19 protein-coding genes, 2 tRNA genes and 1 pseudogene are annotated in these 14,306 nt (G+C 38.1%); all 22 read right to left on the bottom strand.

All coding sequences use genetic code 11. From position 1 onward, the window contains the following. The coding region (locus PQ963_05285) for a glutamate--tRNA ligase family protein (GenBank protein ID MEN4029078.1) at window positions 1–759 on the bottom strand (759 nt) is incomplete at its 3' end. Between the two features lie 12 nt (window positions 760–771). After that, window positions 772–1,755 (bottom strand): short chain isoprenyl diphosphate synthase IdsA, encoded by a 984-nt coding sequence (gene idsA, locus PQ963_05280; protein ID MEN4029077.1) that lies wholly within the window; start codon window positions 1,753–1,755, stop codon window positions 772–774. Then, window positions 1,755–3,104: an RNase J family beta-CASP ribonuclease gene (locus PQ963_05275; protein ID MEN4029076.1), complete on the bottom strand. Its 1,350-nt coding sequence runs from the start codon at window positions 3,102–3,104 to the stop codon at window positions 1,755–1,757. Before PQ963_05275 ends, idsA begins: the two co-directional genes overlap by 1 nt. Window positions 3,105–3,191: 87 nt before the next feature. Further along, window positions 3,192–4,250, bottom strand: coding sequence for a type 2 isopentenyl-diphosphate Delta-isomerase (gene fni / locus PQ963_05270; GenBank protein ID MEN4029075.1), 1,059 nt, complete (start codon window positions 4,248–4,250; stop codon window positions 3,192–3,194). Window positions 4,251–4,317: 67 nt separating this feature from the next. Beyond that, window positions 4,318–5,121, bottom strand: coding sequence for an isopentenyl phosphate kinase (locus tag PQ963_05265; GenBank protein MEN4029074.1), 804 nt, complete (start codon window positions 5,119–5,121; stop codon window positions 4,318–4,320). A 4-nt stretch (window positions 5,122–5,125) separates the two neighbouring features. Continuing rightward, window positions 5,126–6,079: a mevalonate kinase gene (gene mvk, locus PQ963_05260; protein MEN4029073.1), complete on the bottom strand. Its 954-nt coding sequence runs from the start codon at window positions 6,077–6,079 to the stop codon at window positions 5,126–5,128. Window positions 6,080–6,084: 5 nt separating this feature from the next. Next, window positions 6,085–6,924, bottom strand: a complete 840-nt coding sequence (gene amrB, locus PQ963_05255) for an AmmeMemoRadiSam system protein B (protein MEN4029072.1) — start codon at window positions 6,922–6,924, stop codon at window positions 6,085–6,087. 11 nt (window positions 6,925–6,935) lie between these two features. Further along, window positions 6,936–7,532, bottom strand: coding sequence for a 30S ribosomal protein S2 (gene rpsB / locus PQ963_05250; GenBank protein ID MEN4029071.1), 597 nt, complete (start codon window positions 7,530–7,532; stop codon window positions 6,936–6,938). A 3-nt stretch (window positions 7,533–7,535) separates the two neighbouring features. After that, window positions 7,536–7,634, bottom strand: a pseudogene (locus PQ963_05245) (ferredoxin). Further along, window positions 7,622–8,872 (bottom strand): phosphopyruvate hydratase, encoded by a 1,251-nt coding sequence (gene eno, locus PQ963_05240; GenBank protein MEN4029070.1) that lies wholly within the window; start codon window positions 8,870–8,872, stop codon window positions 7,622–7,624. The pseudogene PQ963_05245 and the gene eno overlap by 13 nt, the downstream one beginning before the upstream one ends. A gap of 24 nt (window positions 8,873–8,896) precedes the next feature. Further along, on the bottom strand, window positions 8,897–9,070 hold the full coding sequence (locus PQ963_05235) for a DNA-directed RNA polymerase subunit K (GenBank protein MEN4029069.1): 174 nt from the start codon (window positions 9,068–9,070) through the stop codon (window positions 8,897–8,899). Between the two features lie 31 nt (window positions 9,071–9,101). Continuing rightward, a tRNA-Pro gene (locus PQ963_05230) sits at window positions 9,102–9,233 on the bottom strand. Further along, complete coding sequence (locus tag PQ963_05225) at window positions 9,233–9,400, bottom strand: DNA-directed RNA polymerase subunit N (protein MEN4029068.1); 168 nt, start codon at window positions 9,398–9,400, stop codon at window positions 9,233–9,235. The genes PQ963_05230 and PQ963_05225 overlap by 1 nt, the downstream gene beginning before the upstream one ends. Before the next feature lies 1 nt (window position 9,401). Then, complete coding sequence (locus tag PQ963_05220; GenBank protein MEN4029067.1) at window positions 9,402–9,803, bottom strand: 30S ribosomal protein S9; 402 nt, start codon at window positions 9,801–9,803, stop codon at window positions 9,402–9,404. A 5-nt stretch (window positions 9,804–9,808) separates the two neighbouring features. After that, window positions 9,809–10,237: a 50S ribosomal protein L13 gene (locus PQ963_05215; protein ID MEN4029066.1), complete on the bottom strand. Its 429-nt coding sequence runs from the start codon at window positions 10,235–10,237 to the stop codon at window positions 9,809–9,811. A 16-nt stretch (window positions 10,238–10,253) separates the two neighbouring features. After that, on the bottom strand, window positions 10,254–10,613 hold the full coding sequence (locus PQ963_05210; protein ID MEN4029065.1) for a 50S ribosomal protein L18e: 360 nt from the start codon (window positions 10,611–10,613) through the stop codon (window positions 10,254–10,256). Then, window positions 10,613–11,413, bottom strand: coding sequence for a DNA-directed RNA polymerase subunit D (locus PQ963_05205; GenBank protein ID MEN4029064.1), 801 nt, complete (start codon window positions 11,411–11,413; stop codon window positions 10,613–10,615). Before PQ963_05205 ends, PQ963_05210 begins: the two co-directional genes overlap by 1 nt. A 1-nt stretch (window position 11,414) precedes the next feature. After that, window positions 11,415–11,807 carry a 30S ribosomal protein S11 gene (locus PQ963_05200; protein MEN4029063.1) on the bottom strand — a complete coding sequence of 131 codons (393 nt, stop codon included), beginning with the start codon at window positions 11,805–11,807 and terminating at the stop codon, window positions 11,415–11,417. Window positions 11,808–11,820: 13 nt separating this feature from the next. Continuing rightward, on the bottom strand, window positions 11,821–12,342 hold the full coding sequence (locus PQ963_05195) for a 30S ribosomal protein S4 (protein ID MEN4029062.1): 522 nt from the start codon (window positions 12,340–12,342) through the stop codon (window positions 11,821–11,823). 17 nt (window positions 12,343–12,359) lie between these two features. Further along, complete coding sequence (locus PQ963_05190; GenBank protein ID MEN4029061.1) at window positions 12,360–12,812, bottom strand: 30S ribosomal protein S13; 453 nt, start codon at window positions 12,810–12,812, stop codon at window positions 12,360–12,362. Window positions 12,813–13,097: 285 nt separating this feature from the next. Further along, window positions 13,098–13,182 (bottom strand) — tRNA-Ser (locus PQ963_05185). Between the two features lie 154 nt (window positions 13,183–13,336). Further along, on the bottom strand, window positions 13,337–14,293 hold the full coding sequence (locus PQ963_05180; GenBank protein ID MEN4029060.1) for an RNA-guided pseudouridylation complex pseudouridine synthase subunit Cbf5: 957 nt from the start codon (window positions 14,291–14,293) through the stop codon (window positions 13,337–13,339). Between the last annotated feature and the right edge of the window lie 13 nt (window positions 14,294–14,306).

The raw sequence follows: 14,306 nt of genomic DNA, 5'->3' as shown, positions 1-14,306 counted from the left end.
TGCAGGAAAATCTCTTATTGCAGGATTTTTATGTTCTATATCTGTTTTAACTCGAAGTACTGCATCTCCTTCACTCATCCTGTCCATTTCTTTCCATAGTCTGAGATTTTCTTTAATACCCCTATCTCTACAGGGACATGCCTTTGACTGGTCCTTTAAATTTTTAAATTCCCCACCTTCACAGGTGCACATGTACGCCCCACCAAGCTTAATGAGTTTTCGAGCATATTCATAATAAATAGGAATCCTATCGCTTTGTATGACTTTTTCATCTATCTTAATATCCATCCAGGCCAGATCTTCTTCTATCATTTTATAAGCATCAGGATACACCCTTCTTGGGTCTGTATCCTCCATACGAAGCACCAGTTTACCACCGTATTTTTTAAGATATTCATTATTTAAAATTGCAGCTCTTGCATGTCCTATATGGAGTGGACCGCTTGGATTTGGAGCAAACCTTAAAACAACTTCTCCTTTAACTTCAGGTAAATCAGCAAGTCCTTTGGGAGCAACTTTTTTTTCCTCCACCACCATGCCTCCAAGTTTCTCAAGCTCTTTAAGTTGTTCATCACTGTTCATGGTATTGATTTTTGTTATAACTTCTCTTACAGTTTTTGAAACTTCAGATGCTTCTTTTCGAAATTCTGGGTGAGAACTCATAATCATGCCTATAACTGCGCCATTTTGAGCTGTTCCTTTATGTTTAACCGCATTTTGAAGTGCATATTTATATGCAATGTCCTTTAAACTCTCCATATTACCACTTAATCAGTGTGTTCTTTCAAGAACAAAATCTGCAATTAGTTCCAGGGATTTTTTAGCGTCAGAATCTTCCAAAACATCTAAGAGCTTTTTTGCAGTCTTAACATTTTGAAGTGCAATATTTCGGACGTATTCTATTGATCTGTATCTCTTAAATATGGAAATTGCATCATCCACCATATCTTCATTATTAGATTTCAGTATTGAGATAAGCTTTTTTTTATCTTCTTTTGATGCATTTGCAAGTGCATGGACAACTATAAGAGTCATTTTACCCTCTACTATGTCACTTCCAACCGGTTTTCCAATATCATCTTCATCACCTATAACATCGAGATAATCATCCTGGATCTGGAATGCAAGTCCAATTAAACGTCCATATTCAGAAAGTGCTTCTATCTGTTCTTCTGTTCCACCACCAAGTATTGCTCCTGCTTTCGTTGCAGCAGATATAAGTGCGGCGGTCTTTTTGTAGATCATTGTTAAATATTCGTCTTCTTTAACATCCAATTTACCTTCAAAACTTATATCCAGTGCCTGACCCTCACATATTTTAATGCATGAATCCACAACTGTCTTTAAAGCCTCTATTACTCTTTCAGGATCAACTTCTGCATCTGTTTCCAGTACTGTTTCAAATGCCTTGGAAAACAGAGTATCTCCTGCTAAAATTGCCATGGGTTCTCCCCAGAGCATGTGGACAGAGGGTTTTCCCCTTCTCATTTTGTCCTTGTCCATTATATCATCGTGTATAAGAGAGAAGGTGTGGATGAGTTCCATGGACGCTGCAGTTTTCAGGGCGTCTTGAGTTCTCCCCCCTACTGACTCTGAACTTAAAATCACAAGCACAGGGCGGAGTTTCTTTCCTCCAGCTTTAATAAGATGATCTGATGCTTCACGAAGTGCAGAAGGGTCAATAGTGCTCAATGACGCTTCAATTTCGTTATCTATGCTTTCAGAATATTTTTTCATCATGTCCATTACACCCATCAAATCCCCCCATCAAATACCTGCGCCTGCCCGTTTCTTAGTATATGAATGTTGTTTCCCATTTTATACCCTTCTTCTTCTGCAAGTTCAGTGTATGCTGCAAGCATCTCCAGATCTCCATGTGCTGGAATGATATGCACTGGATTTAGCATTCTTAAAAAATCTCTATGATCTTCACGCCCAGCATGCCCTGAAACATGTGCATTGGTAAATATTCTGGCGCCCTGAGATTTAAGTCTTCTCTCAAGTAAGTTTCTGTTTGCAATGTTCATGGGGTTTGGTATTATTGGCGCCGATATTACAACATTATCCCCATTTCTTACATTGAACTGGGTTTTTCCGCCAGCTATACGGGGTAGGAGAGCATCTGGTTCCCCCTGATGTCCAGTTGTAACTAAAAGATATTCTGATCTGTTCTCTTCTGCCCTTGCAAGCGCTCTGTTAACTGCTTTTGGGCTCCCGTATATGCTTGCAGTTGCTGGAAGCTTTAAAATTCCCATAGTTTCAGCTATTCCACAGTAACGTTCCATTGATCTTCCAAGAAGCATTAAATTTCTGTTACTTTGCTCAGATATGTTACATATAGCCTGAATACGTTCAATATGGGATGAAAAAGTTGTAACCAGCATTCCATTCTTCTCATCAAGCGGGTCAAGCATTATATCCTTTAACATGATTCTTGCAATCTTTTCAGAGTGCGTTTTAACTTCTCCATCTTCTCCAACTCTTGTTGTCTCTACAATAAGTGCCAATACTCCTTTTCTACCCAGTTCTTTCAGCCTGCTGTAGTTTGGTGGCTTTGAAATCATCTGATAATTGTCAAATTTAAAATCATTGGCATAGACTATTATCCCTTCAGATGTATGTAAGGCTGCTATTGCAGTTTGAGGAATACTATGAGTCATGTTAATAAATTCAAGTGTGATATCTGGAGATATCTGACATTTTTCACCAGTATTAAGCACCTGGAGTGGGTTTGTTACGCTGAATTTCTTCTCTCCTTTAATTGTCTTTTCTATTAGTGCTAAGGTGTAAGGTGTGGCTATTATAGGTGCCTCGTACCTGTGTGCAAGCTTGGCTACAGCCCCTATATGGTCCAGGTGGCCGTGAGTGAATACTATAGCCCGTACTTTACCATCTACCTCTTTCATTAGTGTATCATCAGGTATAACTCCTCTTTCGATTAAATCAAGGCTGTGCATCCTTGCTATATCTGTATCTTCATGAATGTGAATTCTATCAAGATGAATCCCCATGTCAAAGATGACCACGTCATCACCAATTTTAACCGCGGACATGTTCTTTCCTACTTCTTCATACCCGCCTATTGCTATTACTTCAACGCTCATTGAAAAACCTCCTGTGTTTGCGTTAAATCATTTTATAATATTTAGAGATTGGATGTTACATTGCTTTTCTGTTTAACTGTGATTTATTTAAATAAGTGCTCTTTGAGCGTATTTTTTAGTATCACATCCTCTTTCAGTGAGCCATTCCCTGGTTTTACCTCTAATTAAAAGATTTGTCTTTTTAAGCTCTTTTATGTTGGATGCACCAGCAAGGAACATGGCCACTTTAAGGGATTCTTTAAACTGTTCAATTCTTTTAATTACAGCATAATGTCCTACATATGCATCTTTAAGTAAGGGTAATGCTATTCCAACAGCTTCAGCACCTAAAGATAGTGCTTTAGCAGCTTCAAGGCCACTTCGTATGCCCCCAGAGGATATGACTGGAATTTTTACTGCTTCACAGACTTCAACTGTGCTTACTGCTGTTGGTATTCCCCAATCCCAGTAAAGGTTACCCATGTAGCTGTCTTTAGCTCTGTATGCTTCAACTGCTGCCCAGCTTGTACCTCCAGAACCAGCAACATCAATAGCTGAGACTCCTGCTTTTTCAAGTGATAGAGCATCTTCTCTTGAAATTCCGGCACCTGTTTCTTTAGCAATTATGGGCATGTCAATAATTTCTGCTGCTTTTTGTATTGATTGGATGTATCCCCTTGCATCTATATCTCCTTCAGGTTGAATAGCCTCCTGAAGAGTATTAAGATGAATTGCAAGCGCATCAGCCCCTATCATACTTGCTGCATCCTCTGCAAATTCTATTTGAGGAGCTCCAATATTACCTATTACCAGTGCATCAGGTGCATTTTCCCTTACCACTGAATATGTGGATATAAGCGCAGGATTTTCTACTGCCGCACGCTGACTTCCAACACCCATCCCAATATTCATTTTATCTGCTGCCTTTGCAAGCTCCCTGTTAATATTAAAAGCTCTGGGGTGACCTCCAGTTATTGCAGATATTATTAAGGGGATATCCATTTTCTTTCCAAATAATTCTACACCGGTATCAATTTCTTCTTTGTTTACTTCAGGAAGAGCTCTGTGGATGAGTTCTATATCCTCAAATCCAGTGCTCTTTTTTCTGTACTCAACATCACAGTTAGCACATAGTAATAGATGCTCCAATTTTCTATCTAAAGTCAACCTTTTAGAAAAAGGTTGATCAAAACTTTTGGGTAATAAATGCTCCAATTTTCTCTCTGAAGTCATATTATACTCTCATTTTCTTTTTAACTATGGTCCCTATACCTTTTTGACCATCAAGAGCCTTTTTTATAAAACCGCTTCGGCCTGCATTTAAAATCTCGGATTCCACCCCTATTTCGGATAGATATAGTAATTCCTGTAGTTTCCCCTTCATTCCACCAGTTACATCCACATTTAAAGAACCTTCTGCAGATAGGTTTTCACAGGATGCAACTGTTTCTATTAATTCTGCATCAGGGTATTTTTTAGGATTTTTAGTATATACTCCATCTACATCAGAGCCAAGAATAACTCTTTGAGGCTTTAAATTTTCTCCAAGGTACTGAATTATTTGATCTCCTGATAGAACGCACATTTTAATGGATTCATCCAGATCAAAAACTACATCGCCGTATATAACCGGAACAAAACCAAGATCCAGATATTTCTTAATTAAAGTGAGATCACATGAATAAATTCGCTTATTTTTGGTTATAATAAATGATGATGGCTGTATTGATACTGTTAATACTCCATTTTCCCTTAAACTTTCACATACTATGGTGTTTAACTTTCGAACCCAGTTTTGTGTGATAGAGAATCCAAGTTTTTTACGATTTAAATCCTCTTCATTTTTTATGGAACTTCCAATAGAATATTTTCTGGCAAAGGGGTGCCCGAATGAACCTGCACCATGAATGATTATAAGTTTATCAAATGATGAACTTCCAATTTCTTCTGCAATCCTGTCTAAATTATCATGATCAATAGTAGGCTCCTTAGCCTCCTTTCTGGTAATTACACTTCCTCCAAGTTTCAGTATAATCAATTACCTAACCTCTTTTAAATGCCTTAACACCGTCTTTTGAAATATCTGCTTTAAACGCATTTTCTATTTTTTTTAGTACTGCTCTTTCAGTTCCAGGGCAAAAAGATATAATACTACCTCCACCACCAGCGCCTGTAATTTTAGATCCTGATGCTCCTGCAACTCTTGCAGTGTAAACCATATTTGATAGCTCCAGTGTATTAACTCCAAGAGCATCCAGAAGGCCGTGGTTTATGTTCATAAGTTCTCCAATTCTTTTTTTATCATTATTAAGAATTGCTTCTTTAGCTTCAATGGTTAAGGATTCAATGGAATCTATTACTGGATTTATAATTTCAGGATAGGATTCTTTCCTGATTTTAACTGCTTCTATAAGTTTTCCTGTATCCCCTCTTTGATTAGTGGACCCTATTACAAGCGGAATATTATGATTGATATCTAAAGAAATGATTTTTTTAGCATTCTTTAGATAAATAAGTCCGCCGTAGGTGCTTATGCTTGTATCTAATGGACTTGCATAGTTTTGAACCTCTAATTCAACTTTGTGTGCAAGTCTGGCTATTTCTTTTTTTTTTAAATCAATGTTATTGAACTTAGAAACAGCAGCTATTAGCGCCACTGTCACTGCTGCTGATGAGCCTAAACCTCCCCCAATGGGTACATTAACGTCAATACATATATCTAATCCTGATCCTTGATGCACACTTTTAACTGAATTTAAAACATACTTTAAAATCCCTTTTTTGGGTGAATTTGAAGTTACAGTGTTTTCTCCTAAATTTATGTATCCTTTTATTCCCAAATCTCTAATATTAACCTGTATTTTGTTGTCCAGGCGCTCTGTAACTTTCACCTGAGCTCTTTTATTTAGAGCCATTGCAATGGCTGGTTTACCATAAACTACAGCGTGTTCTCCAAAAAGAATTGCCTTACCTGGTGCAGATGCTGTTACTTGCATTGAATTCACCAGAATACTGCGGAAGCATAGCCCACAACAGCACTCATGTCTCCAGTTATATCCCCGCTTGTTGCGTATTTAAGTATTTCTGCATTCTCTGCTCCAAGTTCTTTTGACGCAATCATCGCTGCTGTTACTGGGCCATATCCACACATTGTAACATTTAAATCCATAATTCTTTTTATCATTAATTTTTCATCCATTATTTTTATTGCTTCAATTACCTGAGCATCGTCCCTCTTTGCAATACTCTGCGGCTTGTAATGGGTCATATCTGAACTTGCAATGACCACCATATCCCTTCCAAGTGTCTCTGCAGTTTTTTTAATGGATTTACCTATTTCAGTTGAAGTTTCCATATCCTGCATCCACATGCTAACTGGAACTATTTTGAAATCCTTGCTGAAATACTGTAAAAAGGGCAGATGGACTTCCAGGCTGTGTTCTTGAACATGGGCTGACTCATCCACGTCAATGATCAATGTGTCTTTCACCAATTTTTCTGCAAACTGTTCATCGATCTTAACATTTCCAAATGGGGTTTCCCATTCTCCCTGAATCATGGTGGAAACTGAGGATCCAAGTCCTGTATGACTAGGAGCAACTATAACAAATGTGTCTGGAAAACCATCCTCTACAATCCTGCTATAGGAATGTGCAGCAACTGGTCCAGAGTATGCATAACCTGCATGAGGAGCCATTGCTCCTTTAATTTCCCTTTTACTTCCCATTTCAGGGATTTTTCCAGGACCAAGCGGGTGTTTAAAACACCACTCTATCTGTTTTTTTAAAGAATCAGGATTTGATTTGTAAAAAATTCCTGCAACTGCAGGTTTTCTTATCATAAAATCACTGCCTAAATTTTTAATTCAAACTCTGATGGCAGCATATCCAGATCTTCGTCTTCTTTAAGTACTCTCTTTTCCCTTAAGATCTGTCTTGCAAGTAACCAGTATACCAGTGCTATTGCTTTTCTACCTTTGTTGTTTACAGGTACCACTATATCCACGTTTCCAAGCAGGTTTTCTGTGTCACAGAGTGCAACAACAGGTATCCCTATCTGTTTTGCTTCAAGTATAGCCTGAGAATCAGATCTTGGGTCTGTAACTACCAATACTTTAGGTTCTATGAATTTAGCGTAGTTAGGGTTGGTTAATGTTCCAGGTATGAATCTTCCAGGGATGGTTTTTGCTCCAGTAACCCTTCCGAATTTCTTAACTGGTGCCTGTCCATACTGTCTTGTTGATACTACAAGTATATCATCAGGATCGTATTTTGCAAGGAAATTTGCTGCTGATTGAATCCTGTCATTCGTTTTTTTAACATCCAGTACATATAATCCATCTGCCCTTACTCTGTATATGTATCGTTCCATATCCTTGGTTTTCTGCCCGGTTCCAATGTGTAAACCTGCTGCCAGGTACTTGTCAAGTGAAATTAAAAGTTCTGACAATTAATCACCCTCAACCTCTATTGCCTCATTAGGGCAAACATCAACGCATTCAGCACAGTCTGCTCCTTCGCATTTTTCATAGTCGATTGTTATTTTAACCATTGTATCACTCCCATTTTTGGATTTACCATTTCTTCTTCAATTCTGATAAGTTCGTTTAGCTTTGCAATTCTCTCTCCACCAAGTGCACCTGTTTTGATGATTGGGCTTGAAAAAGCTACTGATAAGTGTGCTATTGTATCATCTGTTGATTCCCCAGATCTATGGGAAACAACTGGTATGAATCCATTAGCTTTTGCAAGTTTTAGAGTTTCGTAAGTGTCAGAAAGTGTTCCTATCTGGTTTGGTTTTATGATAATTGAATTTGCAGCGCCTATGTTAATTCCTTCTTGAAGGATTTTTGCGTTTGTTACGAATAGATCATCGCCACAGATAAGGCATCTCTTGCCCACTTTCCTTGTTAGTTCTGCAAAGCTTGCAAAATCACCTTCCTGAATAGGATCTTCCACATAGAACATCCTGTAGGTATCAATAATTTCTTCAACAAAATCTATCTGTTCACCAGTGTCCCTTTCAATGCCTTCTCTTTTATAAACATATTTAGAGCCGTTCCACATTTCACTTGCAGCCATATCCAGACATGGCCTTATTTCAATACCAAGTTCATTGCCTACTTCTTCACATGCATTTACCTGAATTTCCAGTGCCTCAAGGTTTGTTAAATTAGGTGCCCATCCACCTTCATCTCCTTTTCCGCCTGTGAAAGTGCTGTCTTTTGTTTTTATGAGTTCTCCGACCTTTTTGTGGACACTTGAATTAGCAAAGACTGCTTCAGTGATATTGGAAGCTCCTACTGGTAGGACTAAAAACTCCTGAATGTCAGGAGCGTTCTCTCCAGCGTGTGCTCCTCCGTTAATCATGTTTCCTAATGGATATGGAATTTCATTTTTCATGCTTCCGCCGAGGAACCTGTAAAGTGGCATGTTGTATGATGCAGCTGCTGCCTTTGCAGCTGCCATGGAAACTGCAACGACAGTGTTACCACCAATAGATGAAAGATTTTCGGTACCGTCTATTTCCTTTAAAACCATGTCTATATCATTTAAATCTTCAGCATCCATGCCAATAAGCTCTGATGATATTATATCTTCAACTTCGCTTATTATTTTATCAACACCGCCTTCTGGAAATGCTGTAACTTCACGTACTCCTGTACTTGCACCGCTTGGTGCAGCTGCTCTTCCAAAACCGTTCCATGTTACAACATCCACTTCTACTGTAGGGTTTCCCCTGCTATCTAATATTTTTCGTACACGGACGTCTTCAATAATACTATCCACAAAAACACCTCTTAAAAAAAATGGTTATTTTCTAATATCAAGAGGAATTATACTTTTTTTTAGTTCTGATGTAGCAATATCTATTGGATCAAGTGCTTCTTTTACTTCTATCATTGGTTTAGCACCCATAGATAATTGCAGCGCTCTTGCACCAATAATCCTTGCTTTTTCAAATCTGGTTAATTTTTTAGATGACATAACACCCCTCTTGTAATCATTTAAAGGATAATGGGGCCGCCGAGATTTGAACTCGGGTCTCCAGCGTTCCGGTGTGACCATCCCCGATCCAGTTGAAAAAACATTTGATATCACATATTTCATTCAATGGCTGGGAGGATGGACCAAGCTACCCTACGGCCCCTACCAGACCTCAACATGAGATATCAACATTCTTCTACAGCAATATTTATCCAGTCCTAAATCGTCCAGAACTTCCTTTGGATTTTCTCTCTCATCAACTCTCTGCTTGAATTCATCAAAATATGCAGAGACAACTTTTCCACAGCTTATACATCTTACAGGAATCATGTTATCTGTAACTCTTCTGCCTTCTTGCTCTGGCGCCTCTTCCACCATACTTTTTAGGTTCTGATCTTCTTGGATCTCCTACGAGCATGGTTCTATCGTACTGGGTGAACTTTTCCTTGAGGTCCATATCACCTGTCCACTGAATAAGTCCTTTGGCTATTACCATACGTGCGGCTTCAGCCTGTCCCATTACTCCGCCTCCTGCAACTTTGACATCAATATCTAAATTTTCTACAATGTCTCCAGCAAGTACAAGTGGCTCTGTAATTTTTAATCTTGCAAGTTCCGGATCATAGAGCTCAACCGGGCGTTTGTTTATCCTGATTCTTCCTTTTCCTTCTCTAAATCTCCCTCTTGCTATTGCAGTTTTTCTTTTACCGCTTGTGTGAATTACTTTTTTCATTTTACCTATGCCTCAAACTTTGATCCTAATAATTTAGATAATCTTCCAAGTTCCATGCTTTTTTTAATGTTTTTAGGTTCCGCTTCCTGTACTTTAAAGGTTTCAGAACCTTCATATTCTTTAGGTATTCCCACAAATACTTTAAGCCCTTTAAATGCTTCTCTTCCGGATGTTTTTCTGTAAGGTATCATTCCTCGTACAGTTCTTCTAAAAATGTCATCAGGTCTTCGGGGATATTTTGGCCCCATTTTCCGTGGGTTTGAAATACTTGCTCTATCCAGCCTCTGTTTGTATCGGGCATATGCCCAATCTTTATTACCTGAGATTAAAATCTTCTCAGCATTTAATATTACTATTTCCTCCCCATCAAGAAGTTTCTTGCTTACCTTACTTGCAAGTCTTCCCATGATGAGTCCTTCTCCATCTATAATCATGATTACAGCCTCTCAATTACTCGATTATCCTTATTTTACTTCCCTTCGGATTTTCATCAAGGATTTCAGTAATGTTTAAACATTTACCGCCTGCAGCACCTATTTTTTCTTCTGCTTTTTTAGAAAAGCCCAGTGCCACCACGTTGACTTTGTGATCCAGCTTGCCGCTTCCAAGGATTTTCCCTGGAACTAAAATGGTTTCATCTGAAGATGAGTATCTGTTTATCTTTGAAATGTTGACTTCTGCATACCTTCTCTTTGGTCTTTCAAGTCTTTTTGCGATGTCTTTCCATATTTTGACATTTTCTATGTAGGATTTTTCTTTAAGATTTCCTATAAGTTCTATGAATTTTGGATTTGTTTTGGTGAGTTTCATTACTTACTTCCTCCCTTACAAAATGCGATGATTCTTTCTGATTTATCATTTAAAATATCGCATGCATTCTCTAAAACAACTTCAGGAGCTAATGATCCGTCTGTTTCAATTTTAAATATGTATTTACCTTCACAGTAATCCACGTGTATTGTATTCTGTTTGCAAATCCTCATGCATGTTCTGCACATGGAACATTTTTCAATATCAGTAATAATGATTTTTTTCTCCTCTTCATTGTACTGGATCACGTCTCTTGGACATTCTTCAACGCATTCCATGCATGCTTCACAGTTTTCATCAACTGTTATTAAAGGATAATACTGATATGCACATGTGACTGTTGGTTGCCATTTTGCATGTTCAAGTCCTGTTCCAAGGTTTGCTGTTGCTTCAAGTTCAACTTCTTCTCCTTCTTTTAATTTTAAAAGAGGAATAGTGTCATATGCAGATTTCACTGCTTCGTGGGTTGAACTTAAATCTCTGGAGTAGACAACTTTGGGTCCTTTTTCTTTTAAAATTAAGGATACGCTGCAGCTTGTACAATCATTATTTTCACAATCACATTCTGATGCAGGTACAAATGCATCTATATCAGTTTCAAGAGGTACTAATCCTAATCTTTGAGCTAATACTTCATCAAATAATTTTGAGTCGTTTTTAAATATCGAAACAGTTTCTATGGCCATTGTTGGAACTTCAACAGTACATATTCTCCTTATTGCATTAACAAAAGATACGTCTACACCCTCGATGATGAATGTAAGTTGGTTGCCGTTTTTTTCCTTAACATGTATGTCCATTTTAGACCCTTCTTCCCCGCTTACCTCCAGGTCTTCCAGTACCATCATGAGGAACTGGAGTAACATCTTCTATTTTTCCAATTCGGATACCTGCTCGTGCCAATGCTCTGATTGTAGCCTGTGCACCAGGTCCTGGAGTTCTTGGCCCGTTTCCACCAGGGGCTCTTACTTTTATGTGTAATCCGGTAATTCCTTTTTCTTTGGCATCGTCTGCAGCCCTTGTAGCTGCTTCCATTGCTGCAAATGGGGATGACTCCTGCCTATCTGCCCTTACAACCTTTCCACCAGACCATTGAGAAATGGTTTCTGCTCCGGTCACGTCAGTTATGGTTATTATTGTATTGTTAAATGATGAATATATGTTAGCTACGCCCCATCTTTCATTTTCTGCCATTTTATCACCTTTTTTAGGCCTTATTGCCTTCGGTTCTTGCCTTGTATTGCTTTTCCAGTGATGAAGATTGGTAGAATCCAATTAAGTCTTCTTCGCCTCTTTTAACAAGGTAACTTGGTGAATCAATCTTTTTACCATCTAAAGCTATGTGTCCATGTATAACAAACTGTCTTGATCCTTTTGCAGTAGTTGCAAGGCCTTTGTTGTGTACCATGGTTTGTAATCTTCTTCTTAATACATCCTCAACAGTTAAATCAAGCACATCTTCCAGTTTTGCATCTTCACCTAAAATTCCAAGTTTTATAAGGTGACCTATAAGCTGCTTTCTTTCTTTAATAGTCTGTTCAGTTACCATACCTAAAAGATGTCTTGCATCTCTTCTGTATATTTTAACCATTGTTTCAGCTTTCCATACTTCTTTTTTGTTTTTTAAACCGTATTTTTGAAGAAGCCTGTTTTCTTCTTTTATTCTATCAGCATTCCATGGATGAGGGGGTGTATCATATTTTTTTCTTGATTTTCTTGGGTGTCCCATGTCAATTCCTCCGAGTTTTACCTTCCTTTCCTTCTTCTAACACCGACAGATGATCCTTTTCTGAAGGTAGATTTTGTTCTTTGACCTCTAACAGGAAGTCCAACTTCATGTCTTCTTCCTTTGTAACTTCTGATCTTTTTCATCCTGTTTAGATCTTCTCTTAAGGCCATCATAAGATCAGATTCTATTAAATGACCTGTTTCACCGGTTTCATAATCATTACGCCGGTTTAACATCCATTCAGGAATATTAAGTGATTTAAGGTCCCTTACAACTTCTTCAATTCTGTTTACTTCATCATCAGATAAGTATCCAATCTTTTGATTTAAATCAAGACCCATATTAATTCCTATTGCTCTTGATAATGCTTTTCCAACACCTTTTATGTCAGCAAGCGCATTTTGAATGGTTTTATTACCATTAATATCCTTTCTGGCAATACGGATCATGTGCTTAAAGTCTTCTTCCATTTTTTAACCTCCAAAATCTCTGATTTTTGGGTTCAAAAAACATGTAATGTTTTTCTAAACCTCATGTAAGCAAAATATCTTTCGTAAATTTTAATTAAACTTGTGCAATTAAATTGCATGTATTTCTGTATTCAGTATTTTTTGGACGGGTGAATACAGTAAATATGTGGATCAAAAATATTTCCTGCTTCTTAAAGAAAAATTATTTGATCTCATTTTTCCCCCTTTTTAAAGGGTTAATCTCCTCAAACATCGTATTTGGGCACCAAAACTGAAAGTTTTGAACGCCGGGACTGGGATTTGAACCCAGGAGGAGCAAAGCTCCACAAGATTTCCAGTCTTGCGCCGTACCTGGCTAGGCTATCCCGGCATAGGATTTTTTTTTTTGTTTTGGTTAGCCAGCGAATCTTCAACCTGATCGATAGACATGAAATTTATGTTCTTAAACACTTAAAAGCTTATGGTAATTACAGTGCATTAAGTTGAACGTTTATCCAGTAAAAGTTATTTTAAAGAGTAGTTTTTTACTTCCACATCTTTGGATATGTTCCCGGCCCCATAAAAACTCTGTTTATATCTATCATTATACCTTTATTTGCCTTAAGTATTTCCCTGGATGTTTTTAAACTTTCCCCTGCTGCAACAAGTTCACCTTTGAGGGTCATAACCGCAACAGTATCTCCTTTTTTAATTCCGTCTTCAAGACTTACTATTCCTCCTGCTGCAAGGTCTGCGCCGTGGCATACTGCATCTACAGCAGAATCTCTAATAACAACTTTAGGCAGGTGTTCAACTGCTGCTTCCATTGGAAGTATGCAGTTTCTAAGGAACGATTCATCCCCTTCTTCCTTCCAGATATGATATGCATCAGTTAAATCATGAAGAGTAACCATGTTATCCTCAGTAAATGGTCCTGAACGGGTTCTTCTAAGTTCTGCCATGTGAGCACCGATTCCAAGTGCTTCACCCACATCATGACAGTACTTCCTTATGTAGGTCCCTCCTTCACACCCTATTTTAAACAGGACATCCTGGCCATCTATTTCAAGGATATCAACGTAATATATTTTTCGGACTCTGAGTTCTCTTTTAACTGCAGATTTAATTGGTGGAGTCTGGAATATTTTTCCCTGAAACTCCTGAAGTATATCTCTTATTTTTTCCTCATGTATTTCTTCATGCAGTCTCATCAAACATATATATTCTTTATCTGCACCTAAAAGCATTTGAATAACACGGGTCGCATGATCTATACCCACTGGTAAAACTCCAGTGACTTTGGGGTCTAAGGTCCCCCCATGACCAGTTTTTTCCACGCCTAATATTCTTTTAACCCATGAATCAACTTCATGGGAAGTTGGACCTGAAGGCTTGTCCAGGTTGATAACTCCATGATGTATGTGGACTTCAATGGGCCTTTCCTCTGGAAAACTCCCGTAATCAGGATTGGTTTCATCTTCAGCTTTTAGTAAATCTACCATTAAGTAACCTTAG

This window comes from Methanobacterium sp., assembly GCA_039666455.1.
In the GTDB taxonomy this organism is placed as follows: domain Archaea; phylum Methanobacteriota; class Methanobacteria; order Methanobacteriales; family Methanobacteriaceae; genus Methanobacterium_D.
This window is presented reverse-complemented; position numbering and strand designations above follow the sequence as displayed.

Excerpts from the sequence above, each read along its gene's own strand:
- idsA (MEN4029077.1), bottom strand. The coding sequence starts at position 1,755 with ATGGGTGTAATGGACATGATGAAAAAATATTCTGAAAGCATAGATAAC.
- PQ963_05275 (MEN4029076.1), bottom strand. The coding sequence starts at position 3,104 with ATGAGCGTTGAAGTAATAGCAATAGGCGGGTATGAAGAAGTAGGAAAG.
- mvk (MEN4029073.1), bottom strand. The coding sequence starts at position 6,079 with ATGCAAGTAACAGCATCTGCACCAGGTAAGGCAATTCTTTTTGGAGAA.
- amrB (MEN4029072.1), bottom strand. The coding sequence starts at position 6,924 with ATGATAAGAAAACCTGCAGTTGCAGGAATTTTTTACAAATCAAATCCT.
- PQ963_05235 (MEN4029069.1), bottom strand. The coding sequence starts at position 9,070 with ATGTCATCTAAAAAATTAACCAGATTTGAAAAAGCAAGGATTATTGGT.
- PQ963_05225 (MEN4029068.1), bottom strand. The coding sequence starts at position 9,400 with ATGATTCCTGTAAGATGTATAAGCTGTGGAAAAGTTGTCTCTGCATAT.
- PQ963_05220 (MEN4029067.1), bottom strand. The coding sequence starts at position 9,803 with ATGAAAAAAGTAATTCACACAAGCGGTAAAAGAAAAACTGCAATAGCA.
- PQ963_05215 (MEN4029066.1), bottom strand. The coding sequence starts at position 10,237 with ATGATTATAGATGGAGAAGGACTCATCATGGGAAGACTTGCAAGTAAG.
- PQ963_05210 (MEN4029065.1), bottom strand. The coding sequence starts at position 10,613 with ATGAAACTCACCAAAACAAATCCAAAATTCATAGAACTTATAGGAAAT.
- PQ963_05205 (MEN4029064.1), bottom strand. The coding sequence starts at position 11,413 with ATGGACATACATGTTAAGGAAAAAAACGGCAACCAACTTACATTCATC.
- PQ963_05200 (MEN4029063.1), bottom strand. The coding sequence starts at position 11,807 with ATGGCAGAAAATGAAAGATGGGGCGTAGCTAACATATATTCATCATTT.
- PQ963_05195 (MEN4029062.1), bottom strand. The coding sequence starts at position 12,342 with ATGGGACACCCAAGAAAATCAAGAAAAAAATATGATACACCCCCTCAT.
- PQ963_05190 (MEN4029061.1), bottom strand. The coding sequence starts at position 12,812 with ATGGAAGAAGACTTTAAGCACATGATCCGTATTGCCAGAAAGGATATT.
- PQ963_05180 (MEN4029060.1), bottom strand. The coding sequence starts at position 14,293 with ATGGTAGATTTACTAAAAGCTGAAGATGAAACCAATCCTGATTACGGG.